Source organism: Candidatus Avoscillospira sp. LCP25S3_F1 (genome assembly GCF_052117125.1).
GTDB lineage: Bacteria > Bacillota > Clostridia > Oscillospirales > Oscillospiraceae > Avoscillospira_A.
The window spans coordinates 1-25,191 of record NZ_JBQKJT010000028.1; the positions used below are offsets into that span (position 1 = coordinate 1).

General features: G+C 60.2%; 22 protein-coding genes and 1 pseudogene. 2 read left to right on the forward strand and 21 right to left on the reverse strand.

Annotation, left to right across the window (positions count from 1 at the left end; translation table 11 throughout):
* Positions 1-119 precede the first annotated feature (119 nt).
* The 20 genes from ACTQ33_RS15670 to ACTQ33_RS15765 all read right to left on the reverse strand — a co-directional run bounded on the left by ACTQ33_RS15670 (position 120) and on the right by ACTQ33_RS15765 (position 23,826).
* Positions 120-689: a DUF6935 domain-containing protein gene (locus ACTQ33_RS15670; RefSeq protein ID WP_441465470.1), complete on the reverse strand. Its 570-nt coding sequence runs from the start codon at positions 687-689 to the stop codon at positions 120-122.
* A gap of 50 nt (positions 690-739) precedes the next feature.
* A complete protein-coding gene (locus tag ACTQ33_RS15675; protein WP_441465471.1) occupies positions 740-1,945 on the reverse strand; it encodes a hypothetical protein in 1,206 nt (401 codons plus the stop codon).
* 14 nt (positions 1,946-1,959) lie between these two features.
* On the reverse strand, positions 1,960-3,342 hold the full coding sequence (locus ACTQ33_RS15680) for a TPM domain-containing protein (RefSeq protein WP_441465472.1): 1,383 nt from the start codon (positions 3,340-3,342) through the stop codon (positions 1,960-1,962).
* A 17-nt stretch (positions 3,343-3,359) separates the two neighbouring features.
* On the reverse strand, positions 3,360-4,469 hold the full coding sequence (locus ACTQ33_RS15685) for a hypothetical protein (RefSeq protein WP_441465473.1): 1,110 nt from the start codon (positions 4,467-4,469) through the stop codon (positions 3,360-3,362).
* Between the two features lie 36 nt (positions 4,470-4,505).
* Positions 4,506-5,696, reverse strand: coding sequence for a hypothetical protein (locus ACTQ33_RS15690; RefSeq protein ID WP_441465474.1), 1,191 nt, complete (start codon positions 5,694-5,696; stop codon positions 4,506-4,508).
* Between the two features lie 163 nt (positions 5,697-5,859).
* Positions 5,860-7,698, reverse strand: coding sequence for a DUF5067 domain-containing protein (locus ACTQ33_RS15695; protein WP_441465475.1), 1,839 nt, complete (start codon positions 7,696-7,698; stop codon positions 5,860-5,862).
* 37 nt (positions 7,699-7,735) lie between these two features.
* Positions 7,736-8,551, reverse strand: a complete 816-nt coding sequence (locus ACTQ33_RS15700) for a DUF4428 domain-containing protein (RefSeq protein ID WP_441465476.1) — start codon at positions 8,549-8,551, stop codon at positions 7,736-7,738.
* Between the two features lie 25 nt (positions 8,552-8,576).
* Positions 8,577-8,984 carry a hypothetical protein gene (locus ACTQ33_RS15705; protein WP_441465477.1) on the reverse strand — a complete coding sequence of 136 codons (408 nt, stop codon included), beginning with the start codon at positions 8,982-8,984 and terminating at the stop codon, positions 8,577-8,579.
* Between the two features lie 28 nt (positions 8,985-9,012).
* Positions 9,013-9,627 (reverse strand): hypothetical protein, encoded by a 615-nt coding sequence (locus tag ACTQ33_RS15710; RefSeq protein ID WP_441465478.1) that lies wholly within the window; start codon positions 9,625-9,627, stop codon positions 9,013-9,015.
* Entirely contained in the window at positions 9,624-11,048 is a 1,425-nt protein-coding gene (locus tag ACTQ33_RS15715; RefSeq protein ID WP_441465479.1) for an SPFH domain-containing protein, read from the reverse strand. Before ACTQ33_RS15715 ends, ACTQ33_RS15710 begins: the two co-directional genes overlap by 4 nt.
* A 174-nt stretch (positions 11,049-11,222) precedes the next feature.
* Positions 11,223-12,302 carry an S-layer homology domain-containing protein gene (locus ACTQ33_RS15720; RefSeq protein ID WP_441465480.1) on the reverse strand — a complete coding sequence of 360 codons (1,080 nt, stop codon included), beginning with the start codon at positions 12,300-12,302 and terminating at the stop codon, positions 11,223-11,225.
* 115 nt (positions 12,303-12,417) lie between these two features.
* Positions 12,418-14,019, reverse strand: a complete 1,602-nt coding sequence (locus ACTQ33_RS15725) for an S-layer homology domain-containing protein (RefSeq protein WP_441465481.1) — start codon at positions 14,017-14,019, stop codon at positions 12,418-12,420.
* 264 nt (positions 14,020-14,283) lie between these two features.
* Positions 14,284-14,664 carry a hypothetical protein gene (locus ACTQ33_RS15730; RefSeq protein WP_441465482.1) on the reverse strand — a complete coding sequence of 127 codons (381 nt, stop codon included), beginning with the start codon at positions 14,662-14,664 and terminating at the stop codon, positions 14,284-14,286.
* A 141-nt stretch (positions 14,665-14,805) separates the two neighbouring features.
* Positions 14,806-15,423: a response regulator transcription factor gene (locus ACTQ33_RS15735; protein ID WP_441465483.1), complete on the reverse strand. Its 618-nt coding sequence runs from the start codon at positions 15,421-15,423 to the stop codon at positions 14,806-14,808.
* Positions 15,420-16,850 (reverse strand): hypothetical protein, encoded by a 1,431-nt coding sequence (locus ACTQ33_RS15740; RefSeq protein ID WP_441465484.1) that lies wholly within the window; start codon positions 16,848-16,850, stop codon positions 15,420-15,422. Before ACTQ33_RS15740 ends, ACTQ33_RS15735 begins: the two co-directional genes overlap by 4 nt.
* Positions 16,843-19,251, reverse strand: a complete 2,409-nt coding sequence (locus ACTQ33_RS15745) for a histidine kinase N-terminal 7TM domain-containing protein (protein WP_441465485.1) — start codon at positions 19,249-19,251, stop codon at positions 16,843-16,845. The genes ACTQ33_RS15740 and ACTQ33_RS15745 overlap by 8 nt, the downstream gene beginning before the upstream one ends.
* Positions 19,252-19,262: 11 nt before the next feature.
* A complete protein-coding gene (locus ACTQ33_RS15750; protein WP_441465486.1) occupies positions 19,263-19,616 on the reverse strand; it encodes a hypothetical protein in 354 nt (117 codons plus the stop codon).
* A 146-nt stretch (positions 19,617-19,762) separates the two neighbouring features.
* Entirely contained in the window at positions 19,763-21,355 is a 1,593-nt protein-coding gene (locus tag ACTQ33_RS15755; RefSeq protein ID WP_441465487.1) for a response regulator transcription factor, read from the reverse strand.
* A 21-nt stretch (positions 21,356-21,376) separates the two neighbouring features.
* Positions 21,377-22,741 (reverse strand): ABC transporter substrate-binding protein, encoded by a 1,365-nt coding sequence (locus tag ACTQ33_RS15760; RefSeq protein ID WP_441465488.1) that lies wholly within the window; start codon positions 22,739-22,741, stop codon positions 21,377-21,379.
* 131 nt (positions 22,742-22,872) lie between these two features.
* Positions 22,873-23,826, reverse strand: coding sequence for a DUF6076 domain-containing protein (locus tag ACTQ33_RS15765; RefSeq protein ID WP_441465489.1), 954 nt, complete (start codon positions 23,824-23,826; stop codon positions 22,873-22,875).
* A gap of 163 nt (positions 23,827-23,989) precedes the next feature.
* On the opposite strand from ACTQ33_RS15765, the pseudogene ACTQ33_RS15770 reads away from it, so the two are divergent.
* Together ACTQ33_RS15770 and ACTQ33_RS15775 are read left to right on the forward strand one after the other, a co-directional pair.
* Positions 23,990-24,097: pseudogene (locus tag ACTQ33_RS15770) on the forward strand (DNA-binding protein); the annotation flags it as partial.
* Between the two features lie 205 nt (positions 24,098-24,302).
* The gene (locus ACTQ33_RS15775) at positions 24,303-24,467 is read left to right on the forward strand and encodes a hypothetical protein (RefSeq protein ID WP_441465491.1); all 165 of its coding nucleotides are present in this window, start codon (positions 24,303-24,305) and stop codon (positions 24,465-24,467) included.
* A gap of 79 nt (positions 24,468-24,546) precedes the next feature.
* Here ACTQ33_RS15775 and ACTQ33_RS15780 read toward each other — a convergent pair whose 3' ends face one another.
* Positions 24,547-25,155: an SH3 domain-containing protein gene (locus ACTQ33_RS15780; RefSeq protein ID WP_441465490.1), complete on the reverse strand. Its 609-nt coding sequence runs from the start codon at positions 25,153-25,155 to the stop codon at positions 24,547-24,549.
* Positions 25,156-25,191: the final 36 nt, after the last annotated feature.

Consider the following 25,191-nt stretch of genomic DNA (forward strand, 5'->3'; position numbering starts at 1 on the left):
TGTTAGCCTACGCCGGGGTCCCTACGGACCTCTGCTTTGCTATACCTTTCTTGAACTATCTCTTTTCACCACCACCATTCATTTTTGGGGTTGACTTTTAATAGTTAATCTCCCGTGGTCTATGCCCACGGGTCGGCGGCCTTTGGTGTGCGGACACCGGTGAGCAGATACTGCTCCCAGAGGAACCACTTCCCGTCGTTGCCCCGCTGACGGAGCTTGATCGGACGGGGAGCATCCGCACCGCCACAGGGGATGAACAACTTCATATAGCCCGGCTCCTCGCCGGAGACATGGTTGCTTTCAACCCGGATGGTATAGGGCTGCGTGGGCGTATAGTTGTTGTCCGGGGTGGCACCCACAAAATACGTAAAGGGCAGGTAGAACTTTCCATCACGGAAGCGGTCATTGAGGAACGAGATCTCCTGTCCGTTCAAAGGCCGCGGTCCCCGGAGCCAGTTCAGCATTGAAAGGCCGATTCTCTGCTCGGCGGCATAGGCGCACAGAGCCAGGACGGTCAGCGCCGCTGTCTGGAACGGCGTATCGAGAGCAGCCTCCGGAAGAGCCTGCATCTCGGCAAGACTTTCCGGAAGTGTTGGAAAGGTGAAAGATTCGCTCTTGTTTCCCATGGACGCGGCGGAAGCCATGACGGTATCCATGGCGGACTGCTTTAGTTTGTCAAAAATCCCCATACAGGTTCTCCTTTCATGCCAGTCAATGCCTTGTACTTCGTCTGTTCCCCTCAGCCATGGGCCAGAGACAGGTCCACGCAGCTTTCGTCTTCACCGAAGAAGGGCGGACACACGCCGGTTTCCCAGTCCTGTTCGATGTAAATATATTCGCCGGTGGGATCCATCCGCACCGGGAAACTGCCGCTGACGATGCCGCCCATGCCGTCGGTGAGCTCCATCTGAAGGCAGCCTGTCCGCATACGCCAGACGCCGGTATAGGCAAGGGTTTGCTCCTGTCCCTCCTCCGGCTGGCGGTAGAGGTACACGATGCCTTCGTACGCCGGATCATTACTGTCCCCCCAGCTGAGCTCCAGGTACCAGCCCTGGCAGACCCAGTTGGTGTAGGCCAGCTGCCAGACCGTGGGCGGATCCCACCAGACGTCCGCCGGAGCCTCCCGGTCTTGGGGATCCTCCAGCCCGGTCACATACCTCCAACCCCCAAAATCCAGCAGGAGAGGGGTATCCGGAGCGCCGGGTATGGAGGGCCAGCCGTATTCGTCCAGATTCGGGAACCAGCCGCAGTACGGGATGCTGTCCGCCTCCAGAGTGATCCGGCCATCCGGCAGGCCGTGATCGGGATCCGGATTGGTAAAGAGCAGCACAGGCTTGGCGCATCTTGCCCGGTAGAGCACGGCATCCGTCACCTCGCCGACTTCATATTCAGAAGCCACCCATGCCACATGGTCTACGGTCAGCACGGTGCCCTCATCCCGAGGGACAATGCAGTATAACTCACCGTAGCCCGGGCCGAGGATGCGCTCCGCCGGGATCTCCAGCAAAAACGGTGCTTCCTCCACCAGCCCGGGGCAATTCTCCCGCATCCAGTCCGGCAGCGGTGTGGGATCCCCCTGCTCCCGGTATCCCAGATAGGCCACCGCGCCGGAAAAGCCATCGTCCCACGCCATGATTTCATAGAGCAGCGTCAGGGATTCCTGCGCCGGTTCGGGATCGGCTGCCGGCGCGGGCACATCCTCCGGGTCGGCCTGACCGCCGGAAGGCGTATCCGCCGCACCGTCCGGGCCCGGGTCGCCGGAGGAGGCATCCGTGATCTCACGGTCTTCGCCGGGCACGGTCTTGCCGGCGGAAAAAAGCTCCTCCAAACCGGTGGATTCCATTTCCAGGGATGGCGGCTCGTCCGCGCCGCAGGCGGCCAGACCCAGCGTCATGGCCACGCCGAGCAGCGCCGGGAGGAATCGGTGCAGAACGACACGCTTCATCGCACGGCCCTCCCTCAGAACGATCCGCTGCGGCCGCTGCCGCCGCCGCCGCTTTCGCTTCTGGAGCTGCCGCCGGAGCCGCTCTTTTCGATTTTGCTGCGCGACACAGTCGTGCGGTCATACAGGTCCTGTTCCAGGGTCAGGCACAGTCCCTTTTCGGTGACGTAGGCGTTGGCCTCCTGTTTGCGCTTCACCGACTTCATGCCCCGCAGGAGAAAGAGGCAGACGAGCCCCGCTCCCAGGCAGCCAGCCCCCGCCGCCATCACGAAGCGCCCCCAGTAGGATTGGCGCACCGGGTCGCCCGCTTCGGCCCGGGTCAGGAATTCGTCGCATGCGTCCAGGTAGTGTGAGATGCCGCCGTACCAGTCGTCATACTCGAAAAATCCGAGAAACCGCTTCTCCAGCTCCTCCTGGCCGTATGTATTGAAGACATATTCTGCGTACTCTCCGTAGACGAACATGGCGTATTTCCGGTTGTCCGTGCTCAAAAGCACGACAATGCCGTCCCGGCCGTCGCCGAAGCCCAGCTGTCCTTCGTGGTAGAGCTGGTAGGTCACTTTATACACGTCGTCTCCGTAGTCCGTATAGTCGTCGATCAGCACAAAATAGACGCCACAGTGCTGACCGTTGGTAATATCCCTGGCCCGGGCCTCCAGTTCTTCCCACTCCTCATAGGGGAGCAGGTCGCCGAAATCGAAGATATACTCCATGGGGACGCTTTCCGGCTCCGCGGGCTCCGGTTCTGCCGGCATTTCTGGCGTCTCGGGAACTTCTGCTGTTTCAGGTACCTCCGGCGTTTCCGGTTCTTCCGGCATCTCCGGAGTTTCCGGCTCCGCCGCCGCTTCCGGCGGGCAGTTGGCGAGGATGTACTCCTCTGCGGCCTCCGCCATGGCGTCCACGGCCTGGGTCAGGGCGGTGGCGCTCATGGTCAGGTCCTCGCCGTTCCACGCCCGCTCCGCCATGCTGGGCTCCACGGCGTCCCGGATGGCGCTGGCCAGGGCCTGGCTGTCGCCGCGGCCCGACCGCAGAGAGGTGTAAATGCACCAGCCGTCGGCGGGCATGGCGTAGGTGCCGTCCACCGTGGGCTCCATGAGGATGGTCAGGGTGGCGCCCTCCAGGCGTTCTCCCCAGCCGTACCCATACGCGTAGTAGATCCACTGGGCGGCCTCTCCGATGGTGTCATCGGCGATCAAGGTCAGCACATCCACCCGCAGGTCGAGGCCCAGGGTCTCGGACAGCGCCGGCAGGGTCTCCACCCCCTGCATCTCCAGGTACTGGGAGCCCAGCTCCTCGGTTTCATCATAGATCACGCCATAGTCCGTCCTCGCCATGGCGGGCACGGCCAGGATCAGGGCCAGCAGGAGAAACAGGGTCAGTGACAGACTGATCTTCTTCATATCCGGTTCCCTCCTTCTCACAGCACCAGGGCCAGCGCCGAGCCCAGCACCGCCAGTGGAACGGCAATGGCGGCAAAGAGCCCCCAGAATTTCCCCCAGCTGACGGGCAGATCGCCCACCAGCCTGCCGGTCTGTCCGTTCATGGCAAAGAGGAAGTCCTTCCCCTTCCATTTGGTGTTCAGCATCCACACGGGCATCAGGGCATACTGAACCTTGCCCCGCCTGAGATGGACGTTGAGCTCTTTCACGGTACAGGTGTCGTACCGCCGGACGGAACGCTGAAGGGCTGAGGTAAAGGTGCCCTCACACCGCCGGTCGGCCCGCTCCCGGCACTGTTCCACGGGCACATCGTATTTGTCGGCCAGGAAGCCGGGAAGGTAAGCCGTGGAAAAGGGTTTCAGCTCCCGGTAGTCATAGGGCTCAATGGAATCCATGTGGTCGTCCGACAGCTTGCTGGAGGCATCCACCGGGATTTTTTCAAAGGCGACGCTGCCGGAGCGGTAGATGTCGAAATAGTCCGTTTCCGTGATCCGGTAGCCGCCGGATTCGTATGTACGGGTGCGGGTGGCCTCATACCGGGCGTCGCCTTCCGCCTCGCCGTCGAACATCCAGAAGGGGACATAGATTCCCCGGATCTCCTGGATGTGATTGTCCGCTGTAAACCGTTTGGGCAGGAAAAACTTGCCCTTGTAGTGTTTTTTGAGGGCCCTTACGGCCTCCTCTTTGCTCAGCTTGAAGGGGAGGATAAAGTCCGGCCGCAGCGCGCCGGAGAACTGTCCCGGCACCACCGTGGGGTTGCCGCAGTAGGGGCAGGACGTGGCCGCCGTGGTTTCCTCGCAGAGGAGCTCCGCGCCGCAGCTGGGGCAGCTGTAAGCCCGCATGGCGCTGCCCTCGTCGCCCCAGTCCTCACTGAGGTCGGAGGTGTCCCAGCCATCACCGCCCTCCCGCGGCTCCGCCGCCTCATGGGCCGCGGCGGCCTGTTTCTCCTTTTCGGCGTAAAGCGCCTCGATCTCCGCCACGTCAAAGCCGGAACCGCAGTATTCACATTCCAGCTTTCCCGATTCCCCCACAAAGTGCAGGGGGCCCATACAGGCCGGACACTGATAATTTGTCACCTGTGCTGGCATCTGAATGCCTCCTTTCCGTGCCGGCGCAATCCATGGTCATCCGGCTATGAGTTCAAAGTCCCATGTCAGCTCATAGGGCTGCAGTTCGCCATCGGTCATAAAGGGCAGCGGGATGCCCTGGAGACCGTTCCCCAGCACCAGCTCCGTACCGGCGGGGCTGACCAGGAACGGATAGGTTTCCGAGAAGCAGTATAGGCCGTCGCCGGACAAGGACAGGTCCAGGTAGATATAGGCGGGCGAGTCCGTGATGTCGTTGAGAACCGTCCAGGTACCCATCCACATGGCCTCCAGATCATCGGAGTCTTCGTAGTACCAGCTCAGATCTGCCGCGCCGCCCGTTTCGTCCTCCAGGTAGAGCATCAGGTCGTAGTGTATGGTACGGCCCGTGTCCTCCACCGTCGAGGTGTTCCAGCTGCCCCCCAGCCCGGACGCATAGGCCTTGGTCCAGCCCTCCGCCAGCCGCGACGCCAGCTCCGGCGGGGCGCCCCGCCAGCCGTATTCCGTAAAGTCAAAGGAACGGTAGTCCCCGCTTTCCGACAGGCACGGCACGATGCGGCCCATGGCGTCCAGCTGCGGATACCACAGGCAGCTGTTCCCTGCGTTGTCCACGATCTGAACCTGAATATAGGAATCATATGCGGTTGCGTCGGCGCCGCAGTCGGCAAAGAACAGCACCGGATCTCCGGACTCCGAGCGGTAGAGGACCTCGAGGATCTCCTCCCCGTCCGATTCCGGCGGCCACTGGACAAGATTCACGGAAACCGCCGCGTTTTCATCCATCGGCACGAGACAGAACAGATACTCATCGGTGCCGGGGATTGTATGTTCCGCGTCGATTTCCGGGATAAAAGGATATTTTTGCACCATGGCCGAGTCTGCTTCCGAAGTTTCTCCCACATAGCCCAGAAAGGCCGCGCCGAACATGACATGAGGCACATTCATCCGCTCCCGCAGCCAGGCCAGGGACTGTGCCGCCTCTTCGGAAAATCCCGCCGGTTCCGGCGGCACGTCCGGTTCTTCCGGCGGCGGTTCCGGTGCGGTGGGTTCCACAGGCGGCTTTTCCGGCTTGATCTTGTCTGTCGCTGTGGGCAAGGATGCTTCGATGGGGTTCTTTTCCACATCAGTCGATGCTGCTTCCGGCCGCGGCGGTTTTGCGCAGGCGCCGAAAGACAGAAACAGAACCAGTGCCAGCGAAAGCGCAATCACGCGTTGGAATGTCGTTTTCATAACTGCTCCTTTCTGCATCTTCCGCTCTGACCGGATAGGCTGGCCAGTTCCGTGCCTGGAAAAATCGGCAGGCGTCGGCAGACACCTTCCCCGCCGCAGGGGATCATTGGTTCCACACCGCGGCCAGGATGCGGAATGTCTGCCTCCGCCTACCGAAATTCTTTTACTGGAACTGCATACTGTTGAGAATGATATCGGGCATCGTTCCCGGGAAGCAATCCAGATCCGTCAGACCGACGGACAGGAACCGGCCGTCGTCGATCTGCGCCACATACTCGATCCAGTCATAGCCGATATACTCGTAGGTGCGGCCTTTGAAGGTAATGCCCCCGATGACCCGGTCCTCGATCTCCTGAAAGTTTTTGTAGGAATCCTTGCTGGATTCCAGCTTTTCCATGCTCTCCCGCAGCTTGAAGGTGATGGCGCCTGCGCCGAAGGCGTCAGGGTCCTCATTCTCCACGATGATGTCCTTCTTGGAGGACCAGCCGCTCTCCGGAAGGACTGTGGAAATCCGAATGACGTTGTCCGTCATGGGGTCCTTGACCTCCATGGAGAAGTCCTCCATTACCGTATTGGCTGCCGCGGCCCGATCCGCCTCGGCGGCCTCAGCCTTTACGATGTCCAGGTATTTCTCCACCGCTTCGCTGCCGGAGATGCCGCTGGTGTTGAAGGCGCTGATCTTATAGACGCCCGGCTCCTTCTCCAGGAAGTTGACGTAGAGGAAGTTGTTGGGATTCTCCGAGGATACCCATTTGTAGTAGCGCATATTGGCCTCATAGACGTCGCTGTAGGATTCCTCGACAAACTGGCCCTCCACGCCGAAGTAGTCCACCAGCTCCTCGTAGGCGGTGTTGAAGATGTCCTTGGCCACTTCGCTCATGTAGACCCAGCCCTTGTACACCTGCTCATCGGTGATGATACCGTCGCCGCCGGGCACGTCACCGGACGCCGTGGCGGTGCCGGTATCCAGGGCGCCCTCCCCGATCACATCGGGCATGGGCTCCCCTGCCTCGATCAGCGGCAGATACCAGCTGTCGTAGTAATAGGGCAGATCTTCTTCGTACATATCATCCCAGTAGGTTCCCCAGGGGCGCAGGTAGATGTCGTAGGAGAAGTAATCCGTGCCGTTGTCGTAGTAGCCCCAGATGTTGATCATATCCGGATGCTCCATCGTGCCCGGGTCGATGATCCAGCTCCCGTACTCCATAAGCATATCCGTGAAGTAACCGTCTTCAGACATCACGGTGCCGTATTCGCCGGTGCCGTCCTCACTGAGGGTCACACCCACCTCGGCCAGGGGGCTCGACTTGTCCCGGAGCTCATCCCAAAGGGTGATCTGGCCCGTATAGTCCGGGGAAATGTCGATGGTGGCGCCGGCGTCCCACCACTGGTCTTCATAATCTGCATACCCATCCGAGCAGCCGTACACGGTCCACCAGCCGTACCAGTCGCCGTTCCACCACTCCAGCAGCGCGTCGGAGGCGCCGCCGTCGGGGGTCTCCTGCTCCGAGCCGCCCGCCGGTGTTTCCCGGATGAGGTCCACGGGATCGACGGTGATGGTGCCCTTGTCGCTGCCGAACAGCTCCTCAAAGGTCACTTCGATATCATTGGCGGCATCGGCCATCACAAAGGCCGATCGGATTTCGATGGTTTCACCGGGAGCAACCTCCGCGTACTGACTGTCAACGATGGTGTCGAAGGAGTCCTCACTGAGGAAGATGGTGGCCGGTTCCAGTTCCTGGCCGTTCTGGGTGGCTGTCTCGACGATCGAAAGAAGATAGGTGTCGCTCTCCTTGGTGTTGTTGGTGAAGTCCAGGGTCAGGACGACGGCGTCGTTCCCGTCGTAATCCTCCATGATGCACGCGCTCTGATAGCGCAGCTCATACGATCCAATCTTTATCAGATTCGGATCGGCGTCTGCCGCATCCTTCTTGCCGCAGGACGCGAGGCTCAGCAGCATCACCGCCGCCAGGAGCACGCAAAGCAGTTTCTTGCGGTTCATGTTCAATTTCCTCCTTTTCCGCGGAAGCCGCCGCGGGTTATCCGTGGACGGCACCGCCGCAGAATTCGCAGCAGCCGCTATCGTCGGGGGTGGTGGTGGCGCCGCAGTAGGGGCAGGTCATGGCCGCCTTGGGAGCGGCGGCCGCGGCGGCCTCCTCCCGCACCTGCTGCCGGACCTGGAGCAGAGCCTCCCGGATCTCCCGGCCCATGTCCTCGTATTGCCGGTATTCCACGCTGGAGCGGACTTCCTCGGCGTTGGAGGTTCTGGGGCCGCCCCGGAGCGAGCGCCGGTCGTTGGGCCCGTCCAGCAGCGTCTCCACGTCGCTGCCCACGGTCTCGCTGTTCAGCTGAAACCGGATTTCATTGAAATAGGGGTGATTGACGTGGATCACGATGTTGAAGTCATAGGAATAGGCATACCGTCTGGGGTTGAAGCTCTGGCGCTCTCCCTCGGCGTCCCGGTATTCGATTTCCGTTTTGTGCTCGTCGATGTCCAGGGTACAGCCTGTCACGTCGGAGAAGGCCAGCACATCGGGATTGGCCTCCGCCAGATTTTTGGCGGCGGTGACCATAAAGAGGCCCGCGTCCTCGTCCAGCAGCACCTTGGTGCGTTCGCCCAGGGTCCGGGTGATGTGGAAGGAAGCGACCTTCACCTGGTTTGCTTCCCGGTAGGACAGCTGCTCCTGAATCTCCGCCACCGTACTCTGACGGCGATCGCTGAACCAGGGGGAGAGCTTGGCGGCGCAGCTTTTGCACAGATTGCCGTCCTCCAGCTTGCGGTTGCCCAGGAGTCCGATCTCACCGCCGCAGACGGAACACTCCTTTTTCTCAAATAACTTTCCAAAGAGTCCCATAGCCCGCGTTCCTTTCTAAGTCCGATTATACGTTGGCGCCGCTTTTGAGCTGCGCCGCGCCATAGACGTACAGGCCCGGCAGTACCAGGTTGAGAACCAGGTTGATGATGCTGAAGGTGCCGCCGCCCACCAGGTTGATCACCGTGGCGACCACGTACAAAATGGCGATGAAAATGCCCCACTTGATGCAGGAAGCAGCCTTCTGCGGAGCACTGCAGGCGCCGATGCCCTTGATACCGGCGATGAATTCAATGACCGAGGACACAACGATGATAATGGAACCGGCATAGAGCAGGCCGACGCCCTCGGTATTTTCCGACAGGGCAGCCAGCGCGGCCAGGCCGAGGACGGCAAGAATGCCGACTACAGCGGCAATCACACCGCCGATGATCATGAGAATGGATGTAACCTTCAACGCTTTCTGACCTTTCATTTTGTATACCTCCCGTTTGATGTTGTTTTTATGGATATTCAGAATTTTCCGGCTCCGCCGGGTCATAGCGGGGGATCTCCCGTCCAATGGGGTCGGCCAGCTCCTCCAGCAGAGCGATCAGCGTATGGATACGGCGGTCGTTTGGCGGATTATAACGGATGCTCCGTGTTCCGTCTTCTGTGCTCCAGGTCAGGATCAGGCTGGTGGAGTCCCCGCCATCCATGACTTCGATCCCCGGTGGCAGCTTCACCTCACGCCGGTTTTCCGGGATGGGCTCCATCAGCGGGTAGAGCTCCAGAATGATCTGCTCCACATCCGACCACTGAGCCGCGGTGATGGGGACATTCTCTTTGGTGGACGGATGATACCACTCCTCGTCCTCCGCCGTATCCGGATCAAGGGCCGGATAATAGCTTGTTTCCAGAATAGCCACCGGCGAAAGCGTGATGGCAAAATCCGCTCTGGCAACCATGCCGCTGGTGTGGCTGTATGTGACGCCGGTCAAGGTACCGGGCGGCACGGCAGATTTCTTCTGTATGGGTGCATCACCTCCCTGATGACCTCTGAAACAATATCCCACAGCCGCCAGAAGCAGGAACAGACCTACAACAGAAAATACGGCGGTTTTTCTTCCCCGGGTCATCCCTGCATATCTCCATCGTCAAAGGGATCGCCGCACTCGGGGCAGAACTTGGGCGGATGGGCGGGATCATCCGGCTCCCAGCCGCATTTGTCGCATTTGTACTGGGGCACGCCGGCGGGCTTTTTTGCCCCGCACTCCGCGCAGAATTTCCCTTTGTTCACCGCACCGCAGGAACAGGTCCAGCCGTCCGCTGCGGGCCGGGGCTTGCCGCACTCCGGGCAGAATTTTCCGGTGACGGCTGCACCGCAGGTACACTGCCAGCTCTCTGCTGCCGGCTTGGGCTCCGGCTTTTTGCTGCCGCAGTTAGGGCAGAAGCTGCTGGTGATGCCGCTTTGTCCGCAGGCGCAGGTCCAGCCAGGGGCGGCAGGCGGGGGCGTGGGTACAGGGGCGGGGGTGGGCTGAGCCTGCTGCTGTGCGCCCATCTGATAGAGGTTCTGGGCGTTCATGCCGCCCATCTGTCCAGCCATCCCCATGCCCATAAAAGCCATAGCGGGACCGGCGCCCTGGTTGCTTGCCGCTGCCTGCATGGCGCTGGCCTGGGCACCCACCAGATGGGCCGCCGCCCGGGTGGGATCCATAAAGGCCGCGTTGCGCTGCAGCTCCTTGATCATCTGCTCGTCTTCCTCGTTGGCCTTGACGCTGGACACGCCGAAGGAGACGATTTCCATGCCCCGCAGATCCCGCCACCGGGACGAGAGCTGCTCGTTGAGAGCCTCGGCCAGCTCCAGGGTGTGCCCGGGAAGGGCCGAGTACCGGATGCCCATTTCCGAGATCTTGGCAAAGGCGGGCTGGAGGGCCGTGAGCAGCTCCGTCTTCATCTGGCCGGCCAGCTGTTCGGTTTTGTAGTCCTCGGTGACGTTGCCGCAGACGTTGGTGTAGAACAGCAGCGGGTTTTTCAGCCGGACGCTGTACTCGCCGAAGCAGCGGATGGCAATGTCCAGATCGATGCCCGCCCTCTGATCCACCACCCGGAAAGGAACCGGGCTGGGGGTTCCGTACTTGTTGCCGGTGAGCTCCTTGGTGTTGAAGTAGTAGACGCGCTGGTCCTTGGGGGCTTCACCGCCGAAGGTGAAGCGCTTTCCGACGTTCTGGAACACGCTCTTGATGGATTCCCCCAGATCGCCGGAGAAGATGCTGGGCTCCGTGGATGTATCGTAGGTGTATTCGCCCGGTTCGGCGCACACGTCCACCACCTTGCCCTGCTCCACGATGAGCATACATTGGCCGTCGGCCACGGCGATCACCGAGCCGTTGGTGATGATGTTGTCATCGCCCTTGGTGTTGCTGGAGCGGCCCGTGACCTTTTTTCGTCCCTTTACCGCCAGCACATCCGCGGGAATAGCTTCACAGTAGAAGAATTCCTTCCACTGATCAGCCAGCACGCCGCCAGCCGCGCCGAAGGCGGCTTTGATCAGTCCCATCGTACATTCTCCTCTCTCATTTGATTTTGAAAAGCATTCGGAGATATCATGCTTGATCCTGGCTTCATTGTACCGGTTTCGGTCCTGCTCCGCCCTACCCGCAGCGGGTAGTCTTTGGGGCTGACCGCAACAAAAAGCGGAGCGGCAAATGCCGCTCCGCTGGTCGTGTATGCTTCAGTACCTGGTAAAGTCGTAGACGCCGCTCTCCGGCACGGCCAGGGTGCCGTCCTTCAGCGAGATGCTGGGGCTGAACTCAAAGGCCTCGCCGTTGGCCGTGGACAGGACGATGAGAGAGTTAGTAAAGATGTCGCTGACGTTGCAGCGAAGAAGGAAAGGTTCCCCTTCCACAATGCCGAGCAGCCTGCCGCGGGTGTAGTCATAGAGTTCCCAGTCGATTTCAGTGGCGTAGACCGTGGCGGCAATGTCCTGGCAGGGGACGATGAGATACAGCTCGTCGCCGCCGGCGTCGATGTAATTGCCGGCGGGAACGTCGGAGAGGAACGGATAAAGTTTCATGGCGGCGGCCTCATCATAGACGGGGGCATAGCCCAGATGAGCCGCGGCACAGAGGGCGCCGGATTCCTCCGTCCGCCGACGTAGTTCGGAAAGCGTGGCGGAAGGCGCCTGGAGGCTGAAGGACACCCGCAGATCCGGGTCCACGACCCGGGCCACCAGGGCTGCCACCTCGGAGCGGCGGATGTTCTCGTCGGGCAGGCAGGCACCCCGGGAGCCGGAGCCGGTGACGATACCCATCCGGTAGAGGGTGTAGATGTTGCCGGCGTAATCGGCGGACGCAAAAAGGTCGGGAATGGAGCCGTCGGGAATGGTGTTGATCTCCCGGCGCTGGTCCTCCGGGATGGCGCGGCACAGCATATCCATGAGCTTGGCCCGGGAGATGGGGGCGCGGACGCCGTATTGGTCGAAAGGCTCATCCAGGATGCCGTGTCCCACGGCGTAGGCCATGTAGCTGGCGTACCAGGGGGAGCCGTTGGTGAGGGTGACGGAGCCGTCGGAGAGAAGCTGGCCCAGGCAGGCGGCCAGCTTTACGGCCTCGGCGCCGGTGATACTGTCGTTGGGTGCAAAGGTGCCGTCGCCGCGGCCGTTGATCAGCCCGGAGCCCACGGCGGTGTTCAAGTATGGGAGATACCAGGCGTTTTCCACCACATCGCGGAAGCCGCCGGCGGCCAGGGCCGGAACCCCCAGGGAAAGGCAGAGGGTCAGGGTGAGAACCAGTGCAAGAATCCGTTTTTTCATGGCAGCCTCCTTGTCTGATTTGCTTGCAGGCATTCTGTTGAACACGCAGATTCTGTCGGATTGCGGTTGTCAGCTCTATTGTAATCCTTTTCTCCGGTCTCCGCCATACGTCCTTTTAAAAAGCGGAGCGGTAGATGAACGTGACGATCTGCGCTCTGGTGCAGTTGTTGTCGGAGCCGAACAGGCCGCCGCCGATGCCGCCGGTGATGCCCTTGGTTTCCGCCCACTGGACGGCCTTGGCGTAGTAGGCGCCGGGGGCCACATCGGAGAAGGTCGGGCTGCCGCTGACCGCGGGACTGCCGGCCGCGCGGTACAGGAAGCTGACAATTTGCGCGCGGCTGCAGTTACGATCCGGGCTGAACGTGGTGGCGCTGGTGCCGGCGGTGATGCCCTGCTCTACGGCCCACAGCACCGCATCATAGTACCAGCTGCCCGCTGGAACGTCGGCAAAGGGCATCGACGCTGCCTTGGGGGCGGGGGAACCAGCGGCTCTCCACAGGAAGGTGACTGCCTGGGCGCGGGTGCAGATGCCGTCGGGGTCAAAGGTGGCGGCGCCGGTGCCGGCGGTGATGCCCTTGTCCACAGCCCAGAGGACGGCGTCGGCATAGTAGCTGTCCCCTGGGACGTCGGTGAAGGGGTTTGCAGCAGAGTCCCGGGTGTAGATGTTTTCAAAAATCATGGTATCTTCCGGATATTTGGCATCTTTATAATACACATCTCCGTTTTCCAGGCGCTCCAAAGTGGTGGGATAGAACGTTAAGAACCATCCGTCGGTGTCCCAGACCGGCACCATATGCCATACCGCATCGGAATAGGTCCAGTTTTCGGCTCCCGTATGCCTCTCCCGGACATAAAAGCCCTCGCAGATGAGGGCTTCCACCTGGTCCACCGGGCCGAAGATGTCCAATGTGCCCATGTAGCTGCCTTCGCCGTCGGTGGTGACCGTGGCGGTGTAGAGATCCTCAAAATCGGTCATACTGCTGACGCCGGGGTCGAAGATTTCCAGCGCAAACACCTGCCGGTCCGGAGCGGCGCTGCCGCCCAGCTTCACCGTCTTTTTAAAAGACACGGTATAACCGATTTCGTTGCAGGTATAGGTGTTGGTAAACGAGGCCTTGTCGAAATAGACGTCATTCCCCGGCACATGGATCTCCAGCTCCAGATTCTTGGTTTTCACGTCATACCAGAAGGTCAGCGCATATTTTGTGGTGGAATACTCCCATCCGAACTTGGGGGGATTGCTCTGCTGAATCAGAAAAGTCTTGGCGTACCAGTGAACCTCATCACTGCCCGCCGGCGTCACAGCTCGCCAGTGATTTGCGGCAAAGTTCCCCATCTCCACCATAAAATCGACTGTTTTTGTAAACGTACCCTTGCCGTTGATCTCGATTTTCAGATGATCCAAAAGCGAAATGCCATAATAGGAAAGGTCCTGGGGCACTTCCGCCGTATCCACCAGTTCAAATTCGAAGGTCTCGACGAAGGACTCCAGCATACCCCCCTGCTGGACCTTCGCTTCCAGCGGAAGGCTGATGGTCTGGAGGGTAACGATGGACGCGATGCCGTTGTCAGCGATGGAGACCTTTCCTGCCTCCGGGTATTCGGTATCATCCGCCGCCAGCGCCGCGGTTGGGAGCATTCCCAGCACCATCACAAGACAGAGCAGAATACTCCAAACGTTCCAGGCTATTTTTGCGCTCGTGTTTCTGATTTTCATGCTGTTCCATCTCCTTTTCCTCGGATTGTGTGATGTCCGCATTACCCTATGCTATGGTTTCATTCTACCTGGTGCCGCAGTTTCGCACCCTACCCGCAGCGGGTAGTTATGCCGGCAAAGCGCAAAAAAGCGGAGCGGCAAATGCCGCTCCGCTTCATAGGAATATCCGGTTATTTCTCCGCGTACCGCCGGATGAAGGGGACAATCCGGGCTTTGGTGCAGCAGGCGGCAGCGGCCACATCTTGCAGGCTGCGCCGCCCACCGTCAAAGGGACTGCAAACTGGCGGCCAGATAGTCCAGGGACACGTCGTAAAATACAAAATCGTCGATCTCGCCCCGGCGCTTGGCTTCGATAGCCCGGTGGACCGTCTCCGTCTGCCCCTCTGGGCACATGAGCATGAGGCGGCAGTGGGGCGTGACCTCCCGCAGCCAGGCGCACAGGGCCAGGCAGTAGTCCATGTCCTGCTGGCCGTCCTCGGCCACCTCCAGCAGCGCCCCGGCGGCCAGGTGGCTTCGGATGGCTGTGTCCGCGTTGGCATAGTCCGGCTCGTAGCACAGCTGGAGGCCGGGGGCATCGTGTATCTTGGCCATCAGGCCCTGGGCCAGCGACGCCCGGCGCATAATCAAAAGCACGGTTTTCAGCATCCCCACCTCCCTGCCAAATCTGATTTGCAGTTTCATTGTAGAACGATTTCCGGCGCCGCGCCCTATCCGCAGCGGGTAGTCTTACCTGGAAAACAGAGGAATCCACCGGCACAAAGCCGGTGGATTCAGGGGCGTATGCGCTTAATATAAAGGGTTGATCCAGCCGTTGGAGATCATGTAAAAAGCCAGATCCACCGCCTTGGAAAAGCCGGTCTTGCCCAGCATGTTCATCTTGTGGTACTTGACGGTGTTTTCACTGATGAACAGTTCCCGGGCAATCTCTTTGGTGGTCATGTGTTTGCACATGAGCCGGAGCACCTCCATCTCCCGGTCGGTCAGGGGAGCCTCTCCCTGGGGCATGGGGATGGTTTTGGGCTCGGGGAAGCTGCTGCCTCCTGCCATCACCTGCCGGGCCACCGCCAGAAAGTCGCTGAGGCTCCGGCTCTTGTAGACAAAGCCGTTGGCCCCGGCGGCCCTGGCCCGGGGGATATAGGTGATCTCATCAAAGGCGGTCATGACGATGATCTTGATGGTATCATCCAGTTGGCGGATGGCCTCCACCGCCTTGAGCCCGGAGGCGCCGCCCTCGGTACACACGTCCATCAGCACCAGATCCGGGTGCAGATGCTTGCAGAAGTCCAGGGCATAGTCGGCGTTTGGCACCTCGCCCACCACGGTAAAATCCCCCGCCGCCGTCAGGGCCGTGGTCAGGGATTCCCGCATGGAGGCGTGATCCTCCACAATCAGGACTTTGGTCATGTTCGCTCAGCCTCCTTTGGAACGGACAGTTCAATCCGGAACCGGGGGACGGTAAAGAGTTCCAGGGTTCCGCCCAGCCGTTGAATTCTTCGGCGCATGCCGCCGATGCCGCCGCCCTCCCGGACAGGCCCGGCGGGAGGAATGCCGTTGTCGGTAATTGTCATGCGCCAGCAGTCATTCTCGAAGAGATGGAACTGGACCCGGGTGGCGTAGCCATGGCGCACAGCGTTGGTGACGCACTCCACGGCGATCTCGGCAAAGCTGTCGGCCACTGCCTCATCCTCCGGCAGGACCCCCTGGAGCTCCACGGACACCTCCATGCCCCGGAAGGTCTCCCGCAGCAGTTCCAGACGGCGGGCAGGTCCCGGCGTCCGATCTTCCCGGAGGGCTGTGGGCAGGTTGCGGGCAAATTCCAGCAGCAGCGCCTCGTCGGGCTGCTGGCCGTCCCGCAGGGCCCGCAGCAGCAGGCTGATGCGCTGGCCCAGCAGGTCGTGAACCCGGCCCTTGCTTCGGGCGATCTCCTCCGCCTCGCAGATGGTTTGCAGCTGCTCGATGGTGTGGCGCAGCTCCCGGCCGCGCTGTTCCAGGGCCTCATTCTGCCGGGCCAGCAGCGTCATGGCGTCCCACCGCTCCGTCACGTCGTCGGCGGTCAGCAGCAGGAAGGCCCGGCGGCCCATGGGAATTTCATGAGTCGCAACGCTCCACACGGTGCCATTGGGGAGTCGGAAAACCCGCTGCCCGCCCAGAATCTCCCGGGCGCAGCCATTGCGCAGGGGACCGCCCTCCAAAAGCTGTTGAAACACGTTCCCATTTTGCGGGGACTGCCCGGTGATCTGCCGGGCCAGGAGATCCATGCGGCGGTTGCACAGCAGGATATCTCCCCTGGGCCGGAAAAACAGCAGGCCCGTGTGCAGCGCATCGATGGCCTCCTTGACGGAAATGGAGGAAATTTGGGTATACAGCTCCCGGCGGCGCAGCAGACAGAGGTGTACGCCACGGAGCAGGAAAAACAAAATCCCCGCCAGGAAAAAGAGCGGATAAGCAGGCCCGGTGATCCGCTCTGTGATGGGCAGCAAAACCGCCGCTCCGCCCACCACGAAAAAAGGCCAGATCAGCTCCGTGCCCACCGCCGTGGCGGTGCCCAGCACCGCTGCCAGCAGGAAGGCCGTCTCCCGGGCAGGGCCATAGGCGGTGGGGTCCAAAAAGCCGCCGTACAGAGCGTACTGCACCTGGGCCAGAAGGGCGGCGAACAGGAACAGCACTGCCAGAACGGCGCACTCCATGGCGTTTTCCACCCGCCGGGCCCAGCCGGTCCGCAGGCGGCGGAGGCCATAGGAGATGGAGAGGGTTTGCAGCACAATGCACGCCGCCGCCACCATCACCAGGGCGGTCAGCACCCATTGGGGGAATCGGTAAAACTCAGCCATGGTCCGCACCTCCCAGGGGGATTGTCAGACAGATGCCGAAGGCATCGTCCAGGTCCTTGCAGACGATCTGCCCGCCTAGGGCGGCAACCGCCGCCGTCAGTTCCTCGGAGAATTGCCACCGGCCGGGATCGCCGCCGGGGAGAAAGCGAAACGCCAGATGCGTCCCCTCCGTCTCCAGATACCCCATCAACGGAGAGGCGTTCTCCCGCAGGGCCAAGGATATGGTTTCAAAGGCAAAATCGTAGCAGAGGGTCGCGGTGCGGATCTCCAGGCCGCCCTTCGGTCCGCAGCGAAGCAGGGATTGGAGCCCTGCGTACCGGGCCAGCTCGGCCAGCTCGTCCAGATAGATCCCCAGCTCGTCGCCGGAAAGCATCTGGCCCTGCCGGGCCAGAAAGAACAGGTTGCACCGGCGCTTGATATGGCACAGGCTCAAGGTGATGAACGCCGTCAGCCCCTCGGGATGCTCCGTTTCCTGCAGCGTTTCGATGAGGCTTGTCAGAGACCGGATCCTGCGCTCCATGTCCCGGTCCAGCTGCTCAAAGAGGGCCCGGTTGGCTTCTGCCGTCAGCAGCCGCTTTTTGACCTCGCCCTCCTCCCGCAGCAGGGCGTTGGCCGCCTCCAGACGGGTCTGCACGTCCTGGATCTCCTGCCGCAGGCGGTTGAGCTGGGCGAGATCCTCCTGCCACACGGCCATGCCATTGCGGACGGGAATCGCGTGGAGCTGGGTGTCCCGATCCCGCAGCAGGGGCTGCCCCATATCCGTGCGCAGCCGCTGCCAGAGGGAGCGGGAAATGGGCCGGGCGTCCCGGGAGGACAGCACCGTGCCGCCGTCCCCGTCCAGCAGCGTCAGGCGGATGGGCGCCGAGGCAAACAGGCGCCGGTACCGGATGTTGACCGGTACCAGTCCCGCGTGGAGGACCGTTTCAAAGAACAGCACGGAGATCACGCAGATGCAGACCGTGAGATCGCTCTCCCACGCCAGGGGCACCCGAAGTACATAGGCCGCGATGTAGGCCAGCAGCCCTCCGCAGAACAGCAGCGGCAGGATTTTGCCGCCCCGGTAGGTACTCCGCCGCCCCTTGCGGAAGAGTTTTCCCATGGCCAGGAGGAAAAAGAGGAGCGACGCGGCCGTCACGGCCCAATATCCCGGGCCGTAGTGATACTCGCGGTTCCAGTTTCCCCCTGGCTCAAACCGGAATACCAGCTGGTGGAGGTCGTTGCTCATGACCAGCAGCACCGAAAGAACGTACACCCCAAGGGGCGGCCACAGGGGACGCAGCAGCCGTTTTTCCCCCTCCGGCCGGTCCAGAATCTCCGTCAGATACAGCAGCGCCACCGGCAGGGCCAGCTGAAAGAGATAGTACCCGTACCAGCACGTCCGGCACAATGTTCCCTCCGACAGCAGCTGATATTTGAACAGCCGCAGCAGCAGCCACCCCACCATCAGCCAGCTCATGGCCGCCACGGTCCGGCGGACGTCCCGGCGGACCACCCGGTGGGACACGGTGCCTTTCCACAGAAGAATCGCCGCGGCAATCAGGAGCGCGGACAGGATATGCTCCCGCAGGTCGGCGGTGGTGTAGAGCCGGGTATGGTACACCTGCCGGCGCAGATCCCGGCTGCTGTCACCGGTGAGGTCCAGGAACCGGTCATAGTCCTCCTCCCCGAGGAAGCGGGCCGACCGGTCAGGGCCGGGAAAATCCGGCGGTCTCTCCCCGTCTGCCAGGGGCAGTCCCGCCGCCAGGAGGGCGTCGTCCAGCCCCGGCTCCAGGGTCAGCGGCTCATCGGAAAGAAGCCCCAGCCGGTAGGACAGTGTCCCCTCCGCCGGCACAACAATCTCAAAATTCCCGCCCTGCCGGTTCCAGGCGGCGGCCTCATAATCCAGGCAAATCAGCACCGGAACGTCCGGTTTGTCTAGCTCAAATCCACTACTCTTATGGAGCTGTTTCAGAAAATCCAGGGCGGCCCCTTTGGACGGTGCCTCCCGGTCCAGCCCGTAGGCCAGAGCCCCCAGGGCCATCATATTGCGGACGACGGAAGTGCTGCCGAAGCCGGCGGGAACCTGGTTTTCCAGAAGGCTTCCCCAACCGGTGATGACCGCGTCCGTCCGGCTGCGGTCCACCGCCAGAACCACCGTGGCCGCCACATGGGGATACCAGTACCGGCCCACACCCCGTTTCATGGCCGGAACCGCCTGCACATCGAAGCAGGCCACGGCGTTGCCCCGGGACACCTCGGCGTATAAGGTGTCCTCCGCCGCCCGGAGCGAATACCCGGGCAGAAACGCGGCAAGCTCCGCACCGTATGCTTCGGCGCCCTCCGCCGCGAGAATCAGGCGGCCCGACGAATCCGCCGCGCTGCACCCGGTCAGCATCAGTAGCAGCAGAAGAAGGGGGAGCATCCATCGCCTCTTCATGGCGCCACCGGCTCCCCGGGCTCCTGCATACGGCCGGCGCACTCCCGGCACAGGTCCATTTCCTCGCAGATGAGGAAGCAGGCGTCGCAGACCAGCCGCCGGCACACGGGACACTGGCTGAACCGCTCCCTGGCCTCCTGGCCGGCGGTCGCCCGGGCCCGCTGCTTTTCCCGCTGGTAGATGGCGTCGTAGAGCTCCTGCTTCTCCCGGTACTGCACCGCCTGCGCCGCTTTGGCAAAGGGGATGCTGCTGCTGTACCAGTACTCGCCGCAGACCTCGCAGCGGATGGAAAAGCAAAAGTACCGGTCCGTGGAGCAATCCTCCAGATGACTCGCCAACAGATCTTTCATGGGACGCGCCTCCTTTCTGATTCCGTTATACCAGGAGCAGCCGCCGCGTGTATATGGTCCGCCGGATACTTTTTGCGCGCTTTGCAAGGATTATAGAAAAGGCGCACAAAACCAATCCATCGGTTTTGTGCGCCTTGCTGTATGGTTTAAAAAAGTTCCTGGAGTCTTCCGCAGCGGCGGAGGAGATCGATGTAGAGCATCAGTTCATCCCGGGAGGCCACGCCCAGCTTCTCGTAGATGCTCCGGTTGTGCTTCCGGACCGTGCTCATGCTGATAAACGCCAGATCCGGGATCTCCGCGATCTCGTGACCGTCGATGTAGTAGCGGAGAATATTCCGCTCCGCCTCAGTCAGCAGATCCTTCCGCGCCACGAACTGGTCAAAGAGCTCGGCGATGTTGGGCGGCAGCTCTCCCTGCTCCAGCCGCTGGTTCCGCGCCCGGGCGTTGAGAAATTCCGCCAGCTCATCCACCTCCGAGATGCCCGAGGACAGGCCCTGCTCCGGCAGTTCCTCCTGCTGAAACCGCTTGAGGCTGTCGGTGATGGGCCGGACAAATCGCCGCGCCAGGAAGAAGGAAAGGGCCAGCAGGGCCAGAAGCAGACCCAGGGCGGCGATGATCCACGTCCGCTGGACGTCGGCGGTGTACGCGGCATAGCTGTCCTGGGGGATCAGAATGGCCACGGCCCAGTCTGTGCCCCCGTCGTCGTCCCTGGAGATCGGGATGATCTGATGGAGGCCGATATACCGCTCGGTACCCGTGGCATATTCATTATAGTACCGTCCCTGATGGATGGCGAGGGTCTCCAGGCCATCCAGATAGGTGCCGCTGACGCTGCCGACCAAACCGTCCGACAGCAGAAGCCGACCGTCCTGAACAGGTGCCAAGGCTGTGACAGCGGAGCCGAACTTTCCTTCCACCGCCGGGTAGGACAGCTGGAAGTACTGCGCGCTGAGTTCGACGCCGCAGACGCCGTATACGGTTCCATCGCTGCCCACAATGGGAACGCACAGCAGCATGACGGATTCCCAAGTGTCCTTCAGGTCGATCCGGCGGGACCAGAAGTACCGCTGGGCGGGCCGGTTCAGCGGTGCATCCATCAGTTCCCGGCAGCCGGGAATCTGATCGGTGTCAAATTCCAGATTCCACCGGTTGTGGAGTTCCAGATCCTTTTGCCGGGCAATGTCCGCCATCCCGCGGAAGTAGACCACGGTGGGAGTAACCGGGCTGCTGGCGCTGAGGTTGGAGTAGCGCAGGTGGATGCCGCTTCTGGAATGGCCGGCCACCGGCAGGGCGGTGTTGGCCGTGGCATCCAGAATGGCATAGGCGCCGTTGCAGTTGGCAGTCTGGAGGGTCGAGGTGATCGGCGGGTACATGACCTCCTGCAGCTTCAGCAGCCGCTCCGGGTCGTCGTTGACCTCCTGCAGAGAGATGCCCTCCTGCACCAGCGCCCCTTCAATCTCACGGCTCAGCTCCTTGGAGAGATTGAGGCTTTGGGCTGTCAGATGGTCCAGATGACCGACCAGATTGTCCTGGGTGTTTTTCAGGTGCAGCTCCATCACTTCATGGAGCTGTTCGTCGTTCTGGGAAAAGGCTCCGGCAACGGACAGCAGGAGGATCGCCGCCGCAAAAATCACCAAAATCATGGACACCCAGTAGAGCATCAGCTTTCTCTGCATGCCCACGCTCTGTTTTTTGACAAAGGCATTCAGCGTCCGGATCTCCTTCAGCTTCTTCAGCACGGCGTTTCCCCCTCTCATGTGCTACCGCTCCATGATCTCCTGAAAGGTCTGGAACCGGTCTGCACAGATCTGTTCCAGGCCGGTCTCTCCGGCATCCAGATAATCCTGGCGGCCCAGGGCCAGCTGGGCTCGCACATGGTCTTCCAGCGTCGTTTCCAGGCTCAGATACGTTTCCAGCTGCGGCGGCACGTAGAATTCGTAGTTTGCCTGAGTGTCCAGATATGCCTGATACAGGGAAGCATATTTGGCACTCTCCAGGCCTTCAATGGCCTTGGGAAGTTCGTTTTCGAAGGCGGCCTGGGTCACCGGCATATAGCCCGTTCGGGTGACGAACTCCACATTGTGTTCCGGTTCGGTCAGCCATTTGAGGAAGGTCACGGCGGCCTGTTCCCGTTCCGGGGTGGATCGCACGGTACAGAAGCCCGCCCCTCGCTGCATGACCAGCTTTTCCCCGTTTTCAAAGACCGGACAGGGGCGGGAGATGATCGTGATGTCCTCGGATGTGTTGTCCGGATAGGTCACCACATCGCTGTAATAGAGGATGCTGGCCGAGGAGGCCACACTGACGATGCTGTCGCCGGTGCGGAGGGAAGCCGTGGCGTAGCCGCCATCGAGCCAGACGCCGCCCTGAACCGCAGCCCGAGCCAGGGGGTCCCACGCCGTCCGGAACGCGGGGCCGAAGGCCAGCACATCATCCTGAAAGAACTCCTCGCCCAGAGATTCCGTTCCTACCTGGAAGTAGTTGAAATAGTAGTCGTGGACGAACATGGACTTGGCATCTCCCGGAACGTCCGGCGTCTGGTTGTCGGTCCAGTCTGCGTAGATCTCCGCGGCCCGGAAAAGCCCCTCCCAGGTATCCAGATCCTCCAGTGTCACGCCGGTGGCCTGGGAGAAGCGGTCGAACAGGGTCTGGTTGATGAACATGATCTCTGTGGATTTCGCCACCGGAAGGACGACCAGACGGCCGTTGACCATGCCCTCCTCCACAAAGGCCGGAAGAAAGGCGGACAGTTCCTTCTCGCTGAAGTAGTCCCGATAGTCCACCAGAATGCTGTCATCGGGCAGCGCCATGACGGTCTTTGGATAGGAGATGAAGAGATCCGGCAGCTCCGAAGCCCCCGGCTCTCCATTGGCGGCCGCCAGCACCAGCTCGTGGATGGTGTTGGTGTTGGACACGGAAGTAACCTGCACGTTGATCTGCTGCTCTTTGCCCACGGTCTGATTGAACTCCTCAATCAGATCGTTGAGGGGGGAATCGGTCTGCCCGCCGTAGACGTGCCAGACCGTAATGGTGGTCGGCGTCTCTTCTTTTTTGGCCGTGTCGGAACAGCCGGTGCAAAACAATAAGACCGCAATCAACAAAAAAATGCAGTTTTTGTGTTTCATAGATCCACCCCATGTTTTTTGTCAGATCACAAAGCGTCCGCAACCTCCAGAAGGCCCCATTTTTAGCTTGATAAGATAGTATAGCACAGATTTTTCATTCCTTCACTACCCACAGCGGGTAGTCTGTTACATCAGGATTCTTTTAACCATTGCCCAAACTTTTCCACCGACAGGGTACCTGCTTCGCAGGCGTCCTTTTTCTCTCTGGCCTGCTCGCTCCAGGCGTAGAAGCCCTCCTTGGAGATCTGGCCCGCCTTGATCCACGCAAAGCGTTTTTTGTACTCTCTCCGGTAGAGCTTGAAGAGATCGTCGCCGCTGCGCTTTTTCTCCCACGCCCGGAATGCGCCAATCTCCTTGCAGGTGCGGCCCTTGTCGTCCACAGTGCGGTTGCAGTACTCCGCACTGGTCCGTCCCGTGAAGTAAAAATAGCGCCCGCAGTTTTTGCAGACCCGCAGTTTCACCTCGCGCTTGACGCACTCCCGCACCGCAAAGTCAATGAGATCATAGATGCTGTTGGGATACAGCACCTCCGTAAAGGTCCGGCTGTCAATCACCTCAAAGTTCACCGGCTGGGGTCGGAACTGAAACGTGTTCAAGGTGTCGTCTCCGGCCTGGGTGTAGTACTCCACCATCTTCTCCTGCACGGATTTTTTCTCCCCGTCGATGTCCAGCGCCTTGGCAAAGAGCCGCAGGATCTGCTTCTGCATGGTGTCCAGGTTGCTTGGAATCCAGGCAATCTCCTTGTGGGGCAGCAAATCCGGTGCGTCTCCATACCCATTCTGCCGGGACTGTTCCAGCCTCTCCATCCAGTCTAAACGCAAAAACTCGAAGTAGATGTGTTTCCCGGCCAGTTCGTCCAGCAGCGTCAGAATCTCCTGGGCGCACCGATCCTCCTTCGTCTGGTACAGATCCAGCAAAGCCCGGTCCATTTGTTTCGTCAATAGCTCCAAACTCCACACGTCCAGATACAGCAGCTCCAAAAGACTTTCCGGAAACGGAAAGTCTTTTTTTGTCAGTTCCTTTTCGCCATATACAAAGTACTCCCTGCCATCCGCCAGGTACGTCTTGAAGGTATAGCTGGTCATATGGTTCTCTCCCAAATTAGACTGTTCATAATTTGTTTATACAATGTGTCTTGACAGCGGTGTAAAGATTTGCTACTCTATCATCAGAGACATATTGTATTTAGATTCTATAATAAGTCTACACCGTAAGTACAAAAAAGTCAACCAGGAAAGTGAGGTACCATTGAAACAATCCATCTACAAAACCTATGACGAACTGCCGCTGTTTCTCAACGCGGAAACGGTGGCCAAAGTGTTGGGCGTGTCGCCGTCCAGCGGGTATGAGCTGATGCTCGTCGTCACAAAGTTCGCTCCATTCCGCCCGGCATTTCTGCCGAGCATCCATTGCGCTCCCTTGTTCCTCCTCTCCCCGTGTAAATGTAAAGCATTTGCACGGGGTCCTAATATGACTTTCCGACCCTCCGGGTCGGCAATCGGATGGTCGTTCCCAAGGAACAGTTCATCCGGTGGGTCGAAAAGCAGTTGGGAGGTGCCAAATGAAAAAGAAGCACTGGCCCGCGCGGGATCCTGTCAAAAACTATTTCCCGCTGCCCAACGAACTCTACTCTCTGGGGCTCTCCTCCACCGCCATCGCCATCTACGGCTACCTGCTGCGGATCGAGGACCGGCAGACGTATCAGTGTCTGGCCAGCTATTTCTAACAATTTACCGGTATCTATCATCTGAATTGTGATAAGATTGTAAATTCATCTAAATGCCTCCTTATTTTTATACTACTTATTATGGTAGGGTTATTGGTGGGACGTAGGAGTTATCAGCGTTTTCTGCGGATCCCCATTCACCACTCTCTGAGCTGTTTGCCCATTCCATAGAATCTTCTTCAAGACTACCAAGGATATTGTCATCTGCTGCACTAGAAGTTGGAGGAGGTGTTTGAGTTGTACTGGAACCACTATTTCCACCACTTGGAGTGCTTGGTGTAGTAGTTGCACTTGAACTGCCACTACTTGGTTTAGTGGTTGTGCTAGATCCACTATTGCCACTACTTGGTGTGCTTGTTACTGGCTTCGTGGTGCTGAGATAATCAGACTTCACATACGCCTCTGCCCCATTAAACTCTATACGGCTCCAACCTTCTGCTGCCCCGGTTCCTATACCAGTACGAGTTACAGATTGTGCTGTGGTTAGACTTCCTAATTGATTACCACTGGCACTATATGTATCACGGACATTTACCGTGGTTGTGGCATATACCGTCTCACTTACAGAACTAAATAACTCTACTTCCTCAGTGGCCTCTTCTACTACTTCTAGGGCAATACCGCACAGAAAAGTAGGCGCGATACTGCCAGAAGTGATATAATAAGACCATGGATAAACAGATGACAATGTCTGCGCTTAGTGATGAGTTGGCGCAGGTACGGA